The organism is Prosthecobacter algae (genome assembly GCF_039542385.1).
Taxonomy (GTDB): Bacteria; Verrucomicrobiota; Verrucomicrobiia; order Verrucomicrobiales; family Verrucomicrobiaceae; genus Prosthecobacter; species Prosthecobacter algae.
In genome coordinates, this window is the sequence record NZ_BAABIA010000003.1 from 1 (window position 1) to 14,998 (window position 14,998).

Here is a 14,998-nt window from a genome sequence, read left to right on the forward strand (position 1 = left end):
AAGGCATTGCTGGTCCCCGAAACGAAGATAAAAACGCTGTCTCAAACCAAAACCCAAACCCAGAAACGAAACCGCCAGCGCACCCAGGACTCTCATAAAAACTGGCTCAAACTTCGGGGGCATTCCAGCTTTTTTTCATTCATTCAAAACACTCCTGACATAGGGCTGTCAGTGATAGAGGCTAATTGAAAGAATCGCCTTGATTCAGGCTCAAAATAACAATCCCGACTACGCATCATGAAAACCGAACCCACTCCCATCATCACCCGCTTCATCGAAACCATGAACGGCCAGGACAGCGCCGCCTTCCTCACCTGCTTCACGCCAGGAGCCATCGTACATGACGAAGGACATTCTCATCAAGGACATGTGGAAATTCAGGCTTGGATTGAAAAAGCCTGGGCATCCTATCAACCCCACGTGGAGCTTCGGGAAATCATCACAACCGGACCCGATACGGTGTTCGCAGGAGAGGTCTCCGGCAGCTTCGATGGCAGCCCGATTGTGCTTCGACATCATCTCACCGTAGCAGACGGATTGATTGTAGAGTTGCGGATTGCCCCCTGAAGCTGGCAGACGGAGTGCCTGCACTTCAGTTGCAAGGCACTCCAGTTTCTCTATGAATCCAGGACGCATCCTCGAGCGTTTGCCCCCTCTTTGCCGCCTCACCATGAAAGCCATCAGCTATTACCAGCCTCTGCCCAGCAGCGATCCGCAAAGCCTCGTCGAGGTGAACGTCACTGCCCCCGTCCCTGGCCCCCGAGACCTGCTGGTGGAAGTGCGAGCCATCTCCGTGAATCCGGTGGATACCAAAATCCGCTCTGGGGGTGGCCCGGTGGCACCAGGACAGGCGCTCAAAATTCTGGGCTGGGATGCCGCCGGCGTGGTGAAGCAGGTGGGCGCAGAAGTCCGTCATTTCGCGCCTGGAGATGAAGTTTATTACGCCGGTGCTGTGGATTGCCCGGGCTCCTATGCCGAGTTGCAGTGCGTGGATGAGCGACTGGTGGGGAGAAAGCCCAAGACCCTCAGCTTTGTGCAGGCCGCCGCCCTCCCGCTGACCACCATCACAGCTTGGGAAATGATGTTTGATCGCATGCGCATCGATCCCGGCGACCACGGTGCCATTCTCATTGTCGGCGGAGCAGGCGGAGTTGGTTCCATCGCCATCCAGCTCGCCCGGCAACTGACAGGCCTAACCGTGATTGCTACCGCCTCCCGACCGGAGACCCAGGACTGGTGCCGCCAAATGGGGGCTCATCATGTCATTGATCATGGCCAGCCCCTGGCTGCGCAGATCAAGGCCATCGTGCCGGAAGGAGTCACCCACGTACTGGCCCTCACCCGCACTGAAGATCACTACGATGAAATCATTGAGGCCATGGCCCCGCAGAGCGCGATCGCCCTGATCGAAAATCCCGCACGCCCCCTGGAGCTGACCAAGCTGAAGCCAAAGAGCATTTCTCTGCACTGGGAGTTCATGTTCACCCGCGCCCGCTACCAGACCAAGGACATGCACAAGCAGGGAGAATTGCTCAACCAAGTCTCCCGGCTCGCGGACGCTGGCCAGATCCAGACCACGCTGAAAACGGATCTGAGCCCCATTACCGCCCCCAATCTCCGTCAAGCTCACGCCCTCATCGAAAGCGGGCGCAGCATAGGCAAGGTAGTTTTGGCTGGCTTCGAAGCCTAACACCCGAGTTCTTGCAGCTTGCAGGCTTCAGCCCGATTTTTTGTTGCATCGTGCAACCAAAAATCAGTACCCAGCCATCATCCGTAAAACCTACAACACTCTCAATCAACGAGTTACAACTCACCACTCTGAGTTGGCATGGGCACTGCACCTATCGGACAGGCCAGCCGAAATGGTCATGGGGGTTGATCTTGTCCGTGAACAAGGTCAACCCGCCTACACCTAGCGGCTGGCAGGCTTTCCTATTTGCCGCTTCGTGTTTGCCTCTAGCAGAGAGTGATCTTCGGGAGATTCCCCTCAGCTATAGGCAGACCGAAGCGGCCGCTTTTCAGCTCCCGGCAGTTCAACTCTTCTCATCATGTTTTTTGACCTCGCCCTCATCGTTTTTCTCTCAGGTGCCTTCGGGCTTACGGCGGCCTTCACACTGACTCCGTGAAAGCCACCCTTGGGGAAAAACGACGCCCCAAACATGCACTCACTCGAAGCCCTGCACCTTGCTTGTAGCATAAGTTGCGGCTTTGAGTGAGTGCAAAACTTTTTGTTAGCGGAGTAGAGAAAATCCTTTTCTAAGGCACCTTGCGAGAGTGCTGCTTGAAAAATTTCACAATCAGGGCCGGAGCATCCTTGTGAAACTTATGGTCCCCCGGATGGATAGCGGTCACGACCGGGGTGCCTATTTTGGATGGGTGAAAAGTACAGTTGGCATCCTGATCCCACGCCACTCCTGAGCCACATTGGTTCAGCCGGATGACGGCCTGAATAGTCGCCTGCTGCCATTCATATTTCACCAGCGGATCATTTTCCCCCGCAATGTGCATCAGCGGTTTTGGTTTGAGTTTCCCCATCAATCCAGGACTCGCCGCAGCGGAAGGGGCCATGGCAGCAAACACGTCTCCACGTGCCGCCCACAGCAGGTAGGTGAAACCTCCGCCATTGGAGTGGCCTGTGGAATAGATGCGGGTAGCATCCACTTGGTAATCAGCTTTCAAGCTGGCCAGCACGGCATCGAAGAACTTCAGATCGCGATCCCCCTCAGCACCCAGCCCATGCTGCCAGCCCGGCTTTTTGCCTTCTGGGTCCGTGAGCCGGCCCGGCGTATTCAGCCCCTGCATGTACACCACCAGGGCCTCCGGCCACAGCTCTGGAATGGGAAACATGCGCGCCGCATTCTTCATGTTGCCGCCATGACCATGAAAGGCAAAGACCACGGGTGTAGGCTTTGCACTGGCTTCACTTGGCACATAGATCAACGCCTCGCGCTTCACCCCATCCACCATCCATTCCTTCGGCTTCAGCGGCACCTCAGCCCGAAGGGAAAACACCGGGATCAACAGCAGAAAGAAAAAGCGCAGCAGGTTCATGTCCGGCATTGAACGCAGTAGAGTTCGACAAGTTGTGAACAAAAAACTTCACCCCTCCATCAGCATCATTTCTCTTTCCAGTCCGGCCTTTTCAGCCATCACTTCCCAATGAGCCAGGAGATAGACTACCAGATTGAACCCAGCCTCACGGTCAGCGAATACATCGCCGTGCTGCAAAGCTCCACCCTGGCTGAGCGCCGCCCGATTGATGATGTACCGCGCATGGACCGCATGCTGCGCCAGGCCGACATCATCCTCACCGCCCGTTGTCAGGGTGACCTCATCGGCATTGCCCGCACGCTCACGGATGGCAGCTACAGCACCTACTTGGCGGATCTGGCTGTCGCCCAGTCCTTTCAGGGACGCGGAATCGGACGCGAACTGATCCGTCGCACCCATGAAGCTGCCGGTCTTCACACCAATCTCATTCTCATTGCCGCCCCAGGGGCCCGCACTTATTATCCACACATCGGCATGGCCGCCCATGATTCCTGCTGGATCATCCGTGGTGAGTCTCCCCTTCATCCCCGCCTGCATCATGAATTTGGCTGACTTCTGCGCCTACTGCCTGTCCCTGCCCCATGTGGAGGAAACCACGCCTTTTGGCCCTGATGTGCTCGTTTACAAGGTCGCAGGCAAACTCTTCGCCCTCACCACGCCAGAGGAGTTTCCGGCCACGGCTAACCTCAAGTGTGATCCCGAACGCGCGATCGAATTGCGAGACCGCTACGAGGAGATTCAGCCCGGTTATCACATGAACAAACGGCACTGGAACACCCTCACCCTGGAGGGTGGCCTGCCTAACAAGCTGGTGCGTGAACTCATCGACCACTCCTACCAGCTCGTCGTTGCCTCCCTGCCTAAAAAGGCGCGGGAAGCAATGAATGAAGCACGCTGAATCAGCGGCCCAGCCACACGGCACCGAGCGGCGGCAAATCAATGATGATGCTCCACGGCTGCCCCTGCCATTCGGTGTCACCAGCCGGCATCGGCAGCGGATTCACCATGCCACTGCCGGCATAGCCTGGAGCATCGGTATTGATGAGCTCCCGATAGCTTCCGGCCTCGGCTACGCCGACACGATAACCTTTTCGCGGTACGGGTGTGGCATTGATCACACAGTAAACCTTGTCGCCATCGGGTGATTTGCGCATGAAGGCAAAGATGCTGTTTTCACCATCGCTCGCATCCAGCCATTGGAAGCCCGAACCATCGTGGTCCTGCGCATAGAGTGCCGGACGTGTGGTGTACAGCCAGTTCATGTCGCGGACCAGCTTTTGCAGGCTGGCGTGCTCCTCGCCCATGAACAGATGCCAGTCCAGGCTGCGCTCATGGCTCCATTCCTGCCATTGGCCAAACTCGCAGCCCATGAAAAGAAGCTTCTTGCCAGGATGCGCCCACATCCATGCATAAAACATGCGCAGATTGGCGAACTTCTGCCAGCGGTCGCCGGGCATTTTATTGATCATGCTGCCCTTGCCATGCACCACTTCATCGTGGCTGATGACGAGGAGGAAGTTCTCATCGTAAGCATAGAGCATGGAGAACGTGGCCTCTCCATGATGATACTTCCGGTGGATGGGATCCTCCTGCATGTAGTGCAGGCTGTCATTCATCCAGCCCATGTTCCATTTGAAGCCAAAGCCCAAACCACCGGCATCGGTAGGCCGGGATACCCCTGGCCATGCCGTGCTCTCTTCGGCGATGATCGTGCTGCCGGGGTGCCGCTCATAGCAGATGCGGTTGAGGTCGCGCATGAAGTCAATCGCCTCCAGGTTTTCGCGGCCACCATATTTGTTAGGCACCCAGGCCCACGGCTTGCGGGAATAATCCAGATAAAGCATGGACGCCACCGCATCCACCCGCAGCCCGTCAATGTGGTACTGCTCCAGCCAGAAGAGGGCATTGGCCACCAGGAAGTTTTTCACTTCCGCACGGCCATAGTTGAAGATCAGCGTGCCCCAGTCCTGGTGCTCTCCCTGACGAGGATCGGCGTGCTCATAGAGCGCGGTGCCGTCAAACTTCGCCAGCCCGTGAGCATCCTTTGGAAAGTGCCCGGGCACCCAATCCAGGATCACTCCAATGCCCGCCTGATGGCAGCGGTCCACAAATTCCCGGAACTCATCCGGGTCACCAAAACGGCTCGTCGGCGCAAAGTAGCCGGTGATCTGATAACCCCATGACCCGTCAAACGGATGCTCCGCCACCGGCATCAGCTCGATGTGCGTGAAGTTCATGCTCTTCACGTATGGGATGAGATCATCCGCCAGTTCACGATAGGATTTGGATCGGTTGCCATCTTCCGGCACACGTTTCCACGACCCCAGATGAACCTCATACACACTCATCGGCGTGTGATACAGGTCCTGCACCGCACGTTTCTGCATCCACTCCTGGTCACCCCAAGCATAGCGGTCCAGGTTGAAGACAAGGCTGGCCGTCTGTTTGCCATGCTGGCCAAAGAAGGCAAAAGGATCGCTCTTCACCTGCACGTGGCCTTCCGCCGAAAGCACCTCAAACTTGTAATGCGTGAGCTCCTGGATGCCAGGAAGGAAAATCTCCCACACGCCCCCTTCGATGCGCAGACGCATCGGGTTGATGCGCCCATCCCAGTCATTGAAATCACCGATCACCGAAACACGCTGCGCATTCGGCGCCCACACGGCAAATTGCACACCAGCAATGCCATCCACCGTGCGCATCCGTGCACCCAGGCAGTCCCACAGCCTCTGGTGGGTGCCTTCGCAAAAGAAATATAAATCCTGCTCACCCAAAAGGAATCCGAACGAATAAGGATCTGCCACGCGCGCCGCCTGCCCATCATAGGTAGAAAGTTCCAGATCATAAGGCTTCTGGGCAGCTTCGGCTGGTAGCTCCACGGTGTAAAAGCCGTGATGATGCACACGGTTCATCGGCCAGGCACCAGAGCCATCTCTGGCCACCACGCTTACCGCATGCGCCCGTGGCTGCAATGTCCGCACGATGGCACCACCTCCCTCCAACGGCTGCCGCCCCAGGAAGCCAAACGGATTTCCGTGGCGGGCTTCCAGAATGGCGAGAATTTCGGCTGAAGGACTGGTTGGGTCGGTCATGGGGACTGGTTAGCGGTTCAGAGCAGAGGCTCAAGATGTTCCTGACAGATTTTGACCATATTGTGCCTCCGCCATAGGTGGCGTCGTTGGTGAGGCATAACGGCCGTTTGATTCCATTGCATGATCTGTGCCGAGATTTGTTCGGGTTTTGACTGAACACTGAAATACAGGCCAGCATCACCCAGCACTTCCCGATGCGCACGCAGTTCTGAACAAAAGACAGTTAGACGATGCGCCGCAGCCTCCAGCAGCGGAAGCCCAAATCCCTCCCCTGTACTGGGAAAGAAGAGTGCATCTGCCGCCACATAAAGGCTGCGCACATCCTCATCGGAGAGAGCTCCTTCTTCTCCCAGGAAGAGCACATGGGATCCCAGGTCCAGTTCCCCACACAGTGCTTTCAGCTCCTGAAAGTAGACCTGGCCATCCCCCTGATGAGGATCGGGTGCCCCGGTAATGGCATAAAGCACATTGCAACCTGCCTGCTTTAGGCCGGCGGTTACACGCAGACCTAACTCAATGTTTTTCCGCCGGATCAGTCGGGTGGGATGCACCAGCACCAGTTCCCGATCCCACAGGCACAGTCCGGCAATCCGGTCCGTGAGTCCGAGAATCGACGGAAAATCCAGGCCGTTGGGAATCACCCTGACCGCATCCGCAGACAGCCCTGTGGCCTCCAGGTAATCCTGCCGCCGCACCTCTGAAACGGTCACATTCACCGCACCTGGTATCGGTAGGGAAAGCTGTAGATACTCTTCATTCTCCCAGGGGAGATGCCCATAATACGGATTCACCGCCGCCACATCATGCACCCAGTTAATCCACCTCACGGCGGGCTGCTCCGCCGCCAGGGTTCTCAGCTTCCGCGTCCAGGGCAGATCAAAAGGCATCGTGAAAACATTGTGCACGATAACAGCCTCAAATCCCGCCAGAGTCCCCATGCTGGCATGGGTGTGCATTTCCACCTCATGTCCCAGAAAACGCAGGGCCACCGCCTGATCACGGATCACCCGCTCCACCCCGCCGATGACGGGTGGCAGCGTGTAATGCAGGAGGGCGATGCGCATGGCCTCATGATGAAACGGGCTGCCCCCAGCCGCAACGGGGAAGGTTTGTCGGCCCCTTGCCCACACCGCTATCCTGTGCCATGAACCCCTGCCCTGATGCCCACCACCGATCCGAAGCAGCGAACTTTCCGCAACGAACTGTGGCGGTCTCTTCCTGCGGGGGTGCTGGATACGCTCACCTCCACCTTCGGCATGCTCATTGCCGTGCGCGTCTTTCATCTCGGGGACATGGCCAAGTCCATCTTCCTCAGCGCCACCAGCAGTGGTTTCATGGTCAGCCTCTTTGTGGTGCCTCTGTTGCTGCATGCCCGCAGCACCATCGCCCGCACTGCGGCCAAAGTGCAGATGCTCGGCGGCCTCTTCATGGCCCTGGCAGCGGCATTTCCGCATGAGCCCTGGGTCTTCATCGGCGGCCTCAGCGTAGGCCTCTTCTGCTTTTCCATGCAGATCCCGCTGCTCACCCAGATCTACCGTCTCAATTACCCGGCCACAGAGCGCGGACGCCTCTTTGCCATCGCCGGCTCATTGCGCGCGGTGGCGGCAGTGGCCTTTGGTTTCTTCGGCGGCTGGCTCATCGGCCTGGACTTGGAAAACTACCGCTGGCTGCTCTGGGCCTTTGCCGCCGCAGGCTTTATGTCCGGTCTTTGGACCTACGGCCTGCCTGCCACCCGCTGGGACATTGATGAAGATGCCCCCTCCGGCCTGTGGTCATCCCTGCGCTGGATCAAAATTGACCGCGACTTCCGCACCCTGCTCATCTCCTGGATGATGATGGGCATTGGCAATCTGGTGGCCGCCTGCCTGTTCGTCGAATACCTGGCCAATCCCCGCCACGGCATCAATCTCCCGGGCCGCGATGTCGCCTGGATCACCGGGGTCATCCCCGTCATCTTCAGGGCGCTGTGCAGCTATCCTTGGGGCCTCATTTATGACAAGGTGGGCCTCTTCACCGTACGCACCATTCTCAACCTCATCTTTGCCGCAGGCATCCTGACGTTTTATCTCGGTCATGGCGTGGTGGCCTGGAGCATCGGCATGGCCCTCTGGGGCATCGCCAATGCCGGAGGCAACGTCACCTGGGGACTCTGGGTGACCAAACTCGCCCCCAAGCAAGCCGTGGCCGAATACATGAGCGTGCACACTTTCCTTACTGGCCTGCGTGGCCTTGTGGCCCCCTACCTGGCCTTCGCCGCCATCGGCGTCATGTCATTCCAGACACTCAGCATCCTTTGCGGCATCGCCATCATCGCCGCCAGCGCCTTCATCACCGTCCGTGCCCGTGGCAGCGATGATGAAACCCGACGTCGGCTGGGTCCCCGGGAAAGATTGTAAAGCGAAGGTCCAAGGCTCCCCCCTTTGACCTCTTGACCTCTTGACCTCTTGACCTCTTGACCTCTTGACCTCTTGACCTCTTGACCTCTTGACCTCTTGACCTCTTGACCTCTTGACCTCTTGACCTCTTGACCTCTTGACCGTTACCTCCCCCATGCCTCGCACCGCCATCCTCAACGTCGTCGGCCTCACCCGCCGCCTCATCGGTGAGCACACGCCAAACATTCGCGCTTTTGTCGAACGGAACCGCCTGGCCCTGATCGAGCCCGTACTGCCAGCCGTCACCTGCACGGCCCAAGCGACCTACGCCACCGGCAAAGCCCCGCGCGACCATGGAGCCGTGGCAAACGGGTGGTATGACCGTGACTATGCCGAGCACCGTTTTTGGAAGCAGCCCGAGCAACTGGTGCAGGGCGAAAAGCTCTGGGACATGCTGCGCAAGCAAGACCGCGACTTCACCTGCGCCAAAGTCTTCTGGTGGTATAACATGCATTCCACGGCGGATTACACCATCACCCCACGCCCCCTTTACCTCTCGGATGGCGGCAAGGTCTTTGACATCCACACGCAGCCCATGGGCCTGCGGGACCGACTGAAAAAAGACCTCGGTGCCTTTCCCTTCATGAACTTCTGGGGCCCAGCCTCCGGCATCGAATCCACTCGCTGGATCGCCGCCAGCGCCAAATGGATCGAGGAAAAACACTGGCCCTCCCTCAGCCTCGTTTACTTGCCCCACCTCGACTACAACCTGCAGCGTGTGGGGCTAAACATGCCCCTCATTGCCGAAGATCTGCGCCAGGTGGATGAAGTGGTAGGCGACCTCATCAAGTTTTACGAGCGCCGCCAAATCCAGGTCATCCTCCTCTCCGAATACGGCATCACCGATGTGGACCAGCCCGTGCATCTGAACCGCATCTTTCGTGAGCATCATTGGTTATCCATCAAGGATGAACTGGGCACGGAGACGCTGGATCTCGGCGGCAGCCGCGCCTTTGCCATTGCCGATCACCAACTGGCCCACATCTACGTCAACGATCCGTCACTCCTGAACGAAGTGCGCGCCGTGCTGGAGCAGACCCCCGGCGTGCAGCAGGTGCTCGGCAAGATGGAAAAGCATTACGCCGGGCTGAATCACGAACGCAGCGGTGACCTCATCGCCATTGCCGATGCCCGCAGTTGGTTCACCTATTATTACTGGACCGATGACGCCAAGGCCCCCGAATTCGCCCGCTGTGTGGACATCCACCGCAAATGTGGTTATGACCCCGTGGAGCTTTTCCTGGACTCAAAGATCCGCTTCCCCAAGCTCAAAATCGGCCTCAAGCTCGCCAAGAAGATGCTCGGCTTCCGCATGAAAATGGATGTCATTCCGCTGGATGCCACCCTGGTCAAAGGCAGCCATGGCCGCATCCCCGAGGACGTCGAGGACTGGCCGGTGCTGATTGGCGACCTCCCGCATCTCCCACGCGCCAGCTCACTCCAGGCCACGCAAGTATGCGGCCAGCTCTATGAAGCTTGCACACGGGCAGCCTCCTCTTGAGCCCTCGGCGTTTACGCCTTGGTGATGCGCTTCCAGAAAAAGTCCAGTTCCCTGGCCAGCACGGTCATCACTTGGGTTGGTTCAGCCTGCACAGCCCCGGTTTCAGCATCCTTGATGATGCGCTGCATCGCATAGAGCGCCGCCACGCTCGTCGCATCCAGATGCACCGCGTCCAGGTGCGGCTTCAGCGGTAGGGGCAGAGTCTCCCCGGCATAAAGGGCCTGCCAGGCCGGATGTTCACGATCCGATTTGAAAGTCACCAGCTTGAGCTTCACCTGCGGTTCGCCATCGCGCTCCGCATCCCCAGCAAGATCCACCAGACGGCCTGCGGCAAAACCCGCCAAGACCCGCCAGTAAGCCCCATCAGAGAAAGGAGCCAGACCAAATAAAAGTTCAACGCCCTGGATGGACCACACCATCGTCTGGCGGCCAGTCAGCCCCGGCAGTTCATGCTCACTGAAACGCACGAGTGGGAAACGACGCCCCGCAAGCCGGATCAGTTCCCCCAGCTTCACATAGTCCAGGGGCTGTGACTCAGCCTCGGCAGCCATTTGCAAGCGCAACGCCTCAAAACGTCCCAGCAATGCATCGCCAGGCTTGGCCACAGGAACAGGGGTGGCCGCCGCAGGCGAGGGCACAACCGATGGCGTCACAGGTTGAGCCGGAACATTCAGACGTTCGGGAGGAATGTCTGCCAGCTCATCCAGCACCCGAGTTTTGCTGCCGGGCTGACGCAGATGATGCAGCATTTCACGCAGCTTCACAAAGGCATCGGCCGAGGGTGAAACCGCTGTCGCCATGGCAGGTCCTGCATTGCCTCCAGAGGAACCCGAAGGCCGCCAATCCGTGGCTGAAGAGGACAAATTCGGCGAAGAAGAAGGCTCCGAAACAGGAGCTTCGTGCGCCGGAGCCGCTTCCTCAATTTGCGATGGAGGCGGAGAAAACGAAACGGGAGGCTCATTTTGTGGCAAGGCCGCCTGTGGCTCGGCCAGACTCGCCGCCATCTGCTGCACTTCGGCGGAGGTCGGATCGTCAAAGATGGAGGGCATGCCCTCCGTCTCATCGGTCGGGGTTGTCTCCGTCATCAGGGAGATGGCCGGCATGGCGTCATCCGCCAGGGAAGGTACCGACAGTTCACTGTTATCCGCTTTGCCCGTAACGGACAAAGGCACAGAGTTCTGGAAAATCTGCCACTGCCGGGCGCAATGGCGCAAAAACACACGGGCGGAGACCGAACCGATGGGCCGCCCCAAAAAATGCTGCTTCACATCCACAAACGACTCAAACTCTGCCGCATCGTCTGCGGCAACGCCCGCCTGCTCCAGTCGCAGCCGCAGCAGGGCCACAGCATCCGTTTCACGCAGCCCCCGCAGCAGGACCTGACTGGCCGTAAGCCGATCTTCCAGGGCGCTGGGCAGGTGGTGGCCAAAGGTAGCCTGCCACACATCCTGATTCAGGCTCAACAGCACATGCAGGCCCTGAGTATCCACCAGGTCCATCAGCAAAGCGGCAATGGTCACGCCCGCCGTCGGGTTGCGATAGTAGCCATCCAGGTGATCCACCATCAGCACCACGGGCCGCCAGAGTCCGAGCATCCGGAACCATGTTGGCAGGCCGGTTTCATGATCCGGTGCCGCCAGGTCCTGCATCACGGCGAGGCTCTCGCGCTCCCCTTCAAAAGCCTGCCCCATCATGGCCTCCAGCCAGGCATCGGCAACATCCGTCCGCAGGGGCAACTGCCGCGCGACCCGACGTGCGAGGATCGGGCGCAGACCGGCGGAATGCTTGCGCAACCAGTCGCCGATCATGTGGGCGGAACCGTCCTTGTCGAAAACATCCGCCACCGGGCCTGAAAGCACCCGCAGAGCCTGTTCAGGGTTCGCGCTGGGCACCAGACCTTCTTGGATCAAATCATGCAGGAGATGGGCGACCAGCCCGGCACATACCTCCCGCAGACGGGACCACGAAGGCTGTTCACCTTTAGCCACGCTCAAGGCTTCCAGCCCTCGCCGCGTGACAGTCGTCAGATTCAGCGCATCCCCGGTACGAAAGGCCAGCGGCACCATCACCACACCGGTCCCCGCCGCAGCCACCACCCGGCCTAGCAGGTGCGTCTTGCCATACCCGGCGCGAGGAGCCGTCAGCAGCATCAGCGGTGCGCCCGTGCGGTTTTCCACTGACTCCAGCAACTGGTCCAGCACATCCTCATTGAGTCCGCCGACAGAGTCTGCCTCTCCCACCACCATCGGCCCCGAACAGACATCGGCAGCAAATGGATTGCCAAAGCTCATGGCGGAACCCATTTCGGCAGGCGGAGAAGTGATGGAGGATTCAGAGCTACCCACAAGAGACCAAGTTCAATTTTTTCTGCTATCCAGTATTAACTATTGAAACTATTCCCCGATACAAAAAATTAAAGCAGAGACTTCGTTTATTTGCGAAAATTTGCACTTTCGCAAAATTGAAATCTCGTTTTTGAGCAAGGCCTCCCGCCACGGCTTCTCACCTGTCTTTCTGCTGTTCTAGAACTCAGCGATACAAAGGCCAAAAGATTGGGACCAAAAGCAAGATGACGGCGAGAGTAATCACGGTCAGTCCGCTGCCCACCTTGATGAAGTCACTGAAGCGATACTTGCCCGGCCCATAGACGAGAATGCAACTCGGCTCAAAAGGCGTCAGCACCGAGATGCTGGCACTCAGCATGATCGCAATACCAAAGGCCCGGGGATCCGCCCCCAGCTTTTCCGCCGCTTGCAGGGCAATGGGCAGAACCACCAAAGCAGCCGCCGCATTCGACATCGGCTGTGTCAGCAAGATCGTCAGGACACAAAAACCCGCCATCACGGTGAGGGCTCCATAGGGACTCAGCCAGTGGGTCACCACGCCAGCCAGCAGGGCATCCGCGCCCGACTTGGCCATAGCCGTGCCAAAAGCGGTCATGCCGCCAATGAGAATCAGCAGACGCCAGTCAATGTTTTCGTAAGCTGTGTCCAGCGTGATGCAGCGAGTGGCCAGCGCGATCAGCGCCGCCAGAAGAAAGGCGATGGACGCCGGCAAAAAGCCCAGGCTGCTAGCCGTCACCGCCACCGCAAAGGCAATCAAGGTGGCTATGCCGCGCTTGCGCGCACTGGTGGCATAGCTGTGCTCGGTGATGACGACCATTTCGGCCTCCTGCTCGAATTTTTGAAAGCGGTCGTACGGCCCCTGCAGCAGCAAAAGGTCCCCCGCGTGCAGCACCACATCCGCCATGTGGTCATTCAGTGTGCGGTCCCCGCGCAGCAGCGCCAGAACAGAGAGTCCCGTGCGACGTCTGAAATTGCTGCTCCGCAGAGTCTGGCCCACGAGGCTGGAGCGGGGCGTCAGCACCACCTCGGCCACACTGGCATCGCTGGTATCCACTCCAGAACGGCGCAGTTGCACGTCTTCCTGAATGTCGATGCCCTCGATCTTCTTCACCTTGATCAGGTTCTGTACTTTGCCCGCGACGAGGACAATGTCCCCCTCCTCAAACTGGGTATGGGGGCCAATGGGCAGTTCCATCTCATGGCGACGCAGTTTCACCACCTGGAATTCCAGGACCGAAAAATCCGACTGAAAGGCGACCTGGCCAATCAGCGGCGAACTCGGCAGGATGACCACCTCCGAAAGGTATTCCCGAATGTGGGCATCGCCGTTGGCATGCTCGGCGCGATCCCTTTCGGGCACCCATTTCATTCCCACCAGGACGAGGTAGATCAGGCCAGTGATGAAGATGACCAGCCCGATGGGAGTGATTTCAAACATCCCCACCTCCTCCAGCCCCCGGTGCTTCATCGCACCACTCACAGCCACATTGGTAGAGGTGCCGATCAACGTGCAAGTGCCGCCCAAAATGGAGGCAAAGGACAACGGCATGAGCAACCGCGAGGGCGAAATCTTCAGCCGTCTGGCCATGCCAATGACCGGTCCCAGAAACATGGCCGTCACCGTGGTATTGTTCATGAAGGCCGAAATCATCCCGACCCCACTCATCATGCCCGTAACGACCCTTCGTGGATGGCCCCCAGTGGCCCGCGCCAGCAAGCTCCCCAGACTGTCCAGCACCCCGGTGTCCCGCAGGGCTGCACCAATGACAAAAATGGACCCCAGCATCACGATCACCTCATTGCCAAAGCCCGCAAAAGCCTCCCTCACATCCAGGATGCCAGTCATTACTAGGACGCAAAGCAGGCCCAGCGTCACCAGATCCACCGAGATTTTCTCCGTGGCAAAAAGCACAACAGCGGCCAGCAGCAGACCAATGACAAGATAAGGTTCCATGAAGGAGCGGCGACAATCGGCAGGATGCGCCGGATGACGAGTGATTAAATCTTTACTTCAGCCTCAATAAACCTCGGTTACGGAGCGCGCCCCTCTTCCACATCCATGAGATCAAAGAAGGTCAAGATGTCCTCCCGGTGCCCCAGACCCGCCTCTTCCCGCTGCTTGATCAACCCTGGTATAGCGGCATCCCGCCAGCCTCGCTTCATCATGAAGCCATTGAAAATCTCCACATGCTCCTTGTCGGGGCGCTGCCCCTTTTGAAAGCACCACTCCAGCACCTCTTCATCCGTTCCACCGGCCAGTGTCCGCTCGCTGAGGTCGGCAAAGCTCACCCCAAGAAGGCAGCAGATGCGGTCATCAAAGGTGCGGCTGCCAGGAATGACATCCAGATGGTACCCTGGCGGCAGTCCCTCCTTCGCATGAAGGCGGATTTTGTCCAAAATGCGGCCAAACACCATGATGCCGCCGACCATGTCGCGAGGGGAACGAAGAGGAAATGCCATAGATCTCTTCATAGCGCATGAAATCGGCCTTGGTCAACGGTCGCTCATTCGTGAGAACTAACCTAGGAGCTTCAAGTTCAAATTCAGATTTCGCAGGTGACAATCCCGCCAGCC

13 protein-coding genes are annotated in these 14,998 nt (G+C 58.5%); 7 read left to right on the forward strand and 6 right to left on the reverse strand.

The features are described 5' to 3' along the window. The 3 genes from ABEB25_RS06750 to ABEB25_RS06760 form a co-directional block, all read left to right on the forward strand. On the forward strand, positions 1–189 hold a 189-nt coding region (locus ABEB25_RS06750; RefSeq protein ID WP_345735630.1), incomplete at its 5' end, for a hypothetical protein. Between the two features lie 48 nt (positions 190–237). After that, positions 238–567, forward strand: coding sequence for a nuclear transport factor 2 family protein (locus ABEB25_RS06755; protein WP_345735631.1), 330 nt, complete (start codon positions 238–240; stop codon positions 565–567). Between the two features lie 103 nt (positions 568–670). Then, positions 671–1,690: a zinc-binding alcohol dehydrogenase family protein gene (locus ABEB25_RS06760; protein ID WP_345735632.1), complete on the forward strand. Its 1,020-nt coding sequence runs from the start codon at positions 671–673 to the stop codon at positions 1,688–1,690. A 566-nt stretch (positions 1,691–2,256) separates the two neighbouring features. On the opposite strand, the gene ABEB25_RS06765 is transcribed toward ABEB25_RS06760, so the two are convergent. Further along, complete coding sequence (locus tag ABEB25_RS06765) at positions 2,257–3,051, reverse strand: CE1 family esterase (RefSeq protein ID WP_345735633.1); 795 nt, start codon at positions 3,049–3,051, stop codon at positions 2,257–2,259. Between the two features lie 108 nt (positions 3,052–3,159). Here ABEB25_RS06765 and ABEB25_RS06770 point away from each other — a divergent pair, with 108 nt between their 5' ends. Then, the gene (locus ABEB25_RS06770) at positions 3,160–3,603 is read left to right on the forward strand and encodes a GNAT family N-acetyltransferase (protein ID WP_345735634.1); all 444 of its coding nucleotides are present in this window, start codon (positions 3,160–3,162) and stop codon (positions 3,601–3,603) included. Then, a complete protein-coding gene (locus tag ABEB25_RS06775; RefSeq protein ID WP_345735635.1) occupies positions 3,590–3,949 on the forward strand; it encodes an MmcQ/YjbR family DNA-binding protein in 360 nt (119 codons plus the stop codon). The genes ABEB25_RS06770 and ABEB25_RS06775 overlap by 14 nt, the downstream gene beginning before the upstream one ends. A 1-nt stretch (position 3,950) precedes the next feature. Here the strand turns inward: ABEB25_RS06775 and glgB are convergent, their stop codons facing one another. Beyond that, positions 3,951–6,143, reverse strand: coding sequence for a 1,4-alpha-glucan branching protein GlgB (gene glgB, locus ABEB25_RS06780; RefSeq protein WP_345735636.1), 2,193 nt, complete (start codon positions 6,141–6,143; stop codon positions 3,951–3,953). Positions 6,144–6,160: 17 nt separating this feature from the next. Then, a complete protein-coding gene (locus ABEB25_RS06785) occupies positions 6,161–7,207 on the reverse strand; it encodes a glycosyltransferase family 4 protein (RefSeq protein WP_345735637.1) in 1,047 nt (348 codons plus the stop codon). Positions 7,208–7,303: 96 nt separating this feature from the next. Here ABEB25_RS06785 and ABEB25_RS06790 point away from each other — a divergent pair, with 96 nt between their 5' ends. Beyond that, entirely contained in the window at positions 7,304–8,539 is a 1,236-nt protein-coding gene (locus ABEB25_RS06790) for an MFS transporter (RefSeq protein WP_345735638.1), read from the forward strand. Positions 8,540–8,693: 154 nt separating this feature from the next. Next, complete coding sequence (locus tag ABEB25_RS06795) at positions 8,694–10,079, forward strand: alkaline phosphatase family protein (RefSeq protein ID WP_345735639.1); 1,386 nt, start codon at positions 8,694–8,696, stop codon at positions 10,077–10,079. An 11-nt stretch (positions 10,080–10,090) separates the two neighbouring features. Here the strand turns inward: ABEB25_RS06795 and ABEB25_RS06800 are convergent, their stop codons facing one another. The 3 genes from ABEB25_RS06800 to ABEB25_RS06810 all read right to left on the reverse strand — a co-directional run bounded on the left by ABEB25_RS06800 (position 10,091) and on the right by ABEB25_RS06810 (position 14,884). Beyond that, positions 10,091–12,424, reverse strand: coding sequence for a hypothetical protein (locus ABEB25_RS06800; protein WP_345735640.1), 2,334 nt, complete (start codon positions 12,422–12,424; stop codon positions 10,091–10,093). A 184-nt stretch (positions 12,425–12,608) separates the two neighbouring features. Further along, the gene (locus ABEB25_RS06805; protein WP_345735641.1) at positions 12,609–14,378 is read right to left on the reverse strand and encodes an SLC13 family permease; all 1,770 of its coding nucleotides are present in this window, start codon (positions 14,376–14,378) and stop codon (positions 12,609–12,611) included. Positions 14,379–14,455: 77 nt separating this feature from the next. Then, the gene (locus tag ABEB25_RS06810) at positions 14,456–14,884 is read right to left on the reverse strand and encodes a DUF5069 domain-containing protein (RefSeq protein WP_345735642.1); all 429 of its coding nucleotides are present in this window, start codon (positions 14,882–14,884) and stop codon (positions 14,456–14,458) included. Between the last annotated feature and the right edge of the window lie 114 nt (positions 14,885–14,998).

Coding starts and splice junctions, on each gene's coding strand:
- ABEB25_RS06770 (WP_345735634.1), top strand. CDS start 3,160: ATGAGCCAGGAGATAGACTACCAGATTGAACCCAGCCTCACGGTCAGC.
- ABEB25_RS06755 (WP_345735631.1), top strand. CDS start 238: ATGAAAACCGAACCCACTCCCATCATCACCCGCTTCATCGAAACCATG.
- ABEB25_RS06810 (WP_345735642.1), bottom strand. CDS start 14,884: ATGGCATTTCCTCTTCGTTCCCCTCGCGACATGGTCGGCGGCATCATG.
- ABEB25_RS06795 (WP_345735639.1), top strand. CDS start 8,694: ATGCCTCGCACCGCCATCCTCAACGTCGTCGGCCTCACCCGCCGCCTC.
- ABEB25_RS06785 (WP_345735637.1), bottom strand. CDS start 7,207: ATGCGCATCGCCCTCCTGCATTACACGCTGCCACCCGTCATCGGCGGG.
- ABEB25_RS06790 (WP_345735638.1), top strand. CDS start 7,304: ATGCCCACCACCGATCCGAAGCAGCGAACTTTCCGCAACGAACTGTGG.
- ABEB25_RS06805 (WP_345735641.1), bottom strand. CDS start 14,378: ATGGAACCTTATCTTGTCATTGGTCTGCTGCTGGCCGCTGTTGTGCTT.
- ABEB25_RS06760 (WP_345735632.1), top strand. CDS start 671: ATGAAAGCCATCAGCTATTACCAGCCTCTGCCCAGCAGCGATCCGCAA.
- ABEB25_RS06765 (WP_345735633.1), bottom strand. CDS start 3,051: ATGAACCTGCTGCGCTTTTTCTTTCTGCTGTTGATCCCGGTGTTTTCC.
- glgB (WP_345735636.1), bottom strand. CDS start 6,143: ATGACCGACCCAACCAGTCCTTCAGCCGAAATTCTCGCCATTCTGGAA.
- ABEB25_RS06775 (WP_345735635.1), top strand. CDS start 3,590: ATGAATTTGGCTGACTTCTGCGCCTACTGCCTGTCCCTGCCCCATGTG.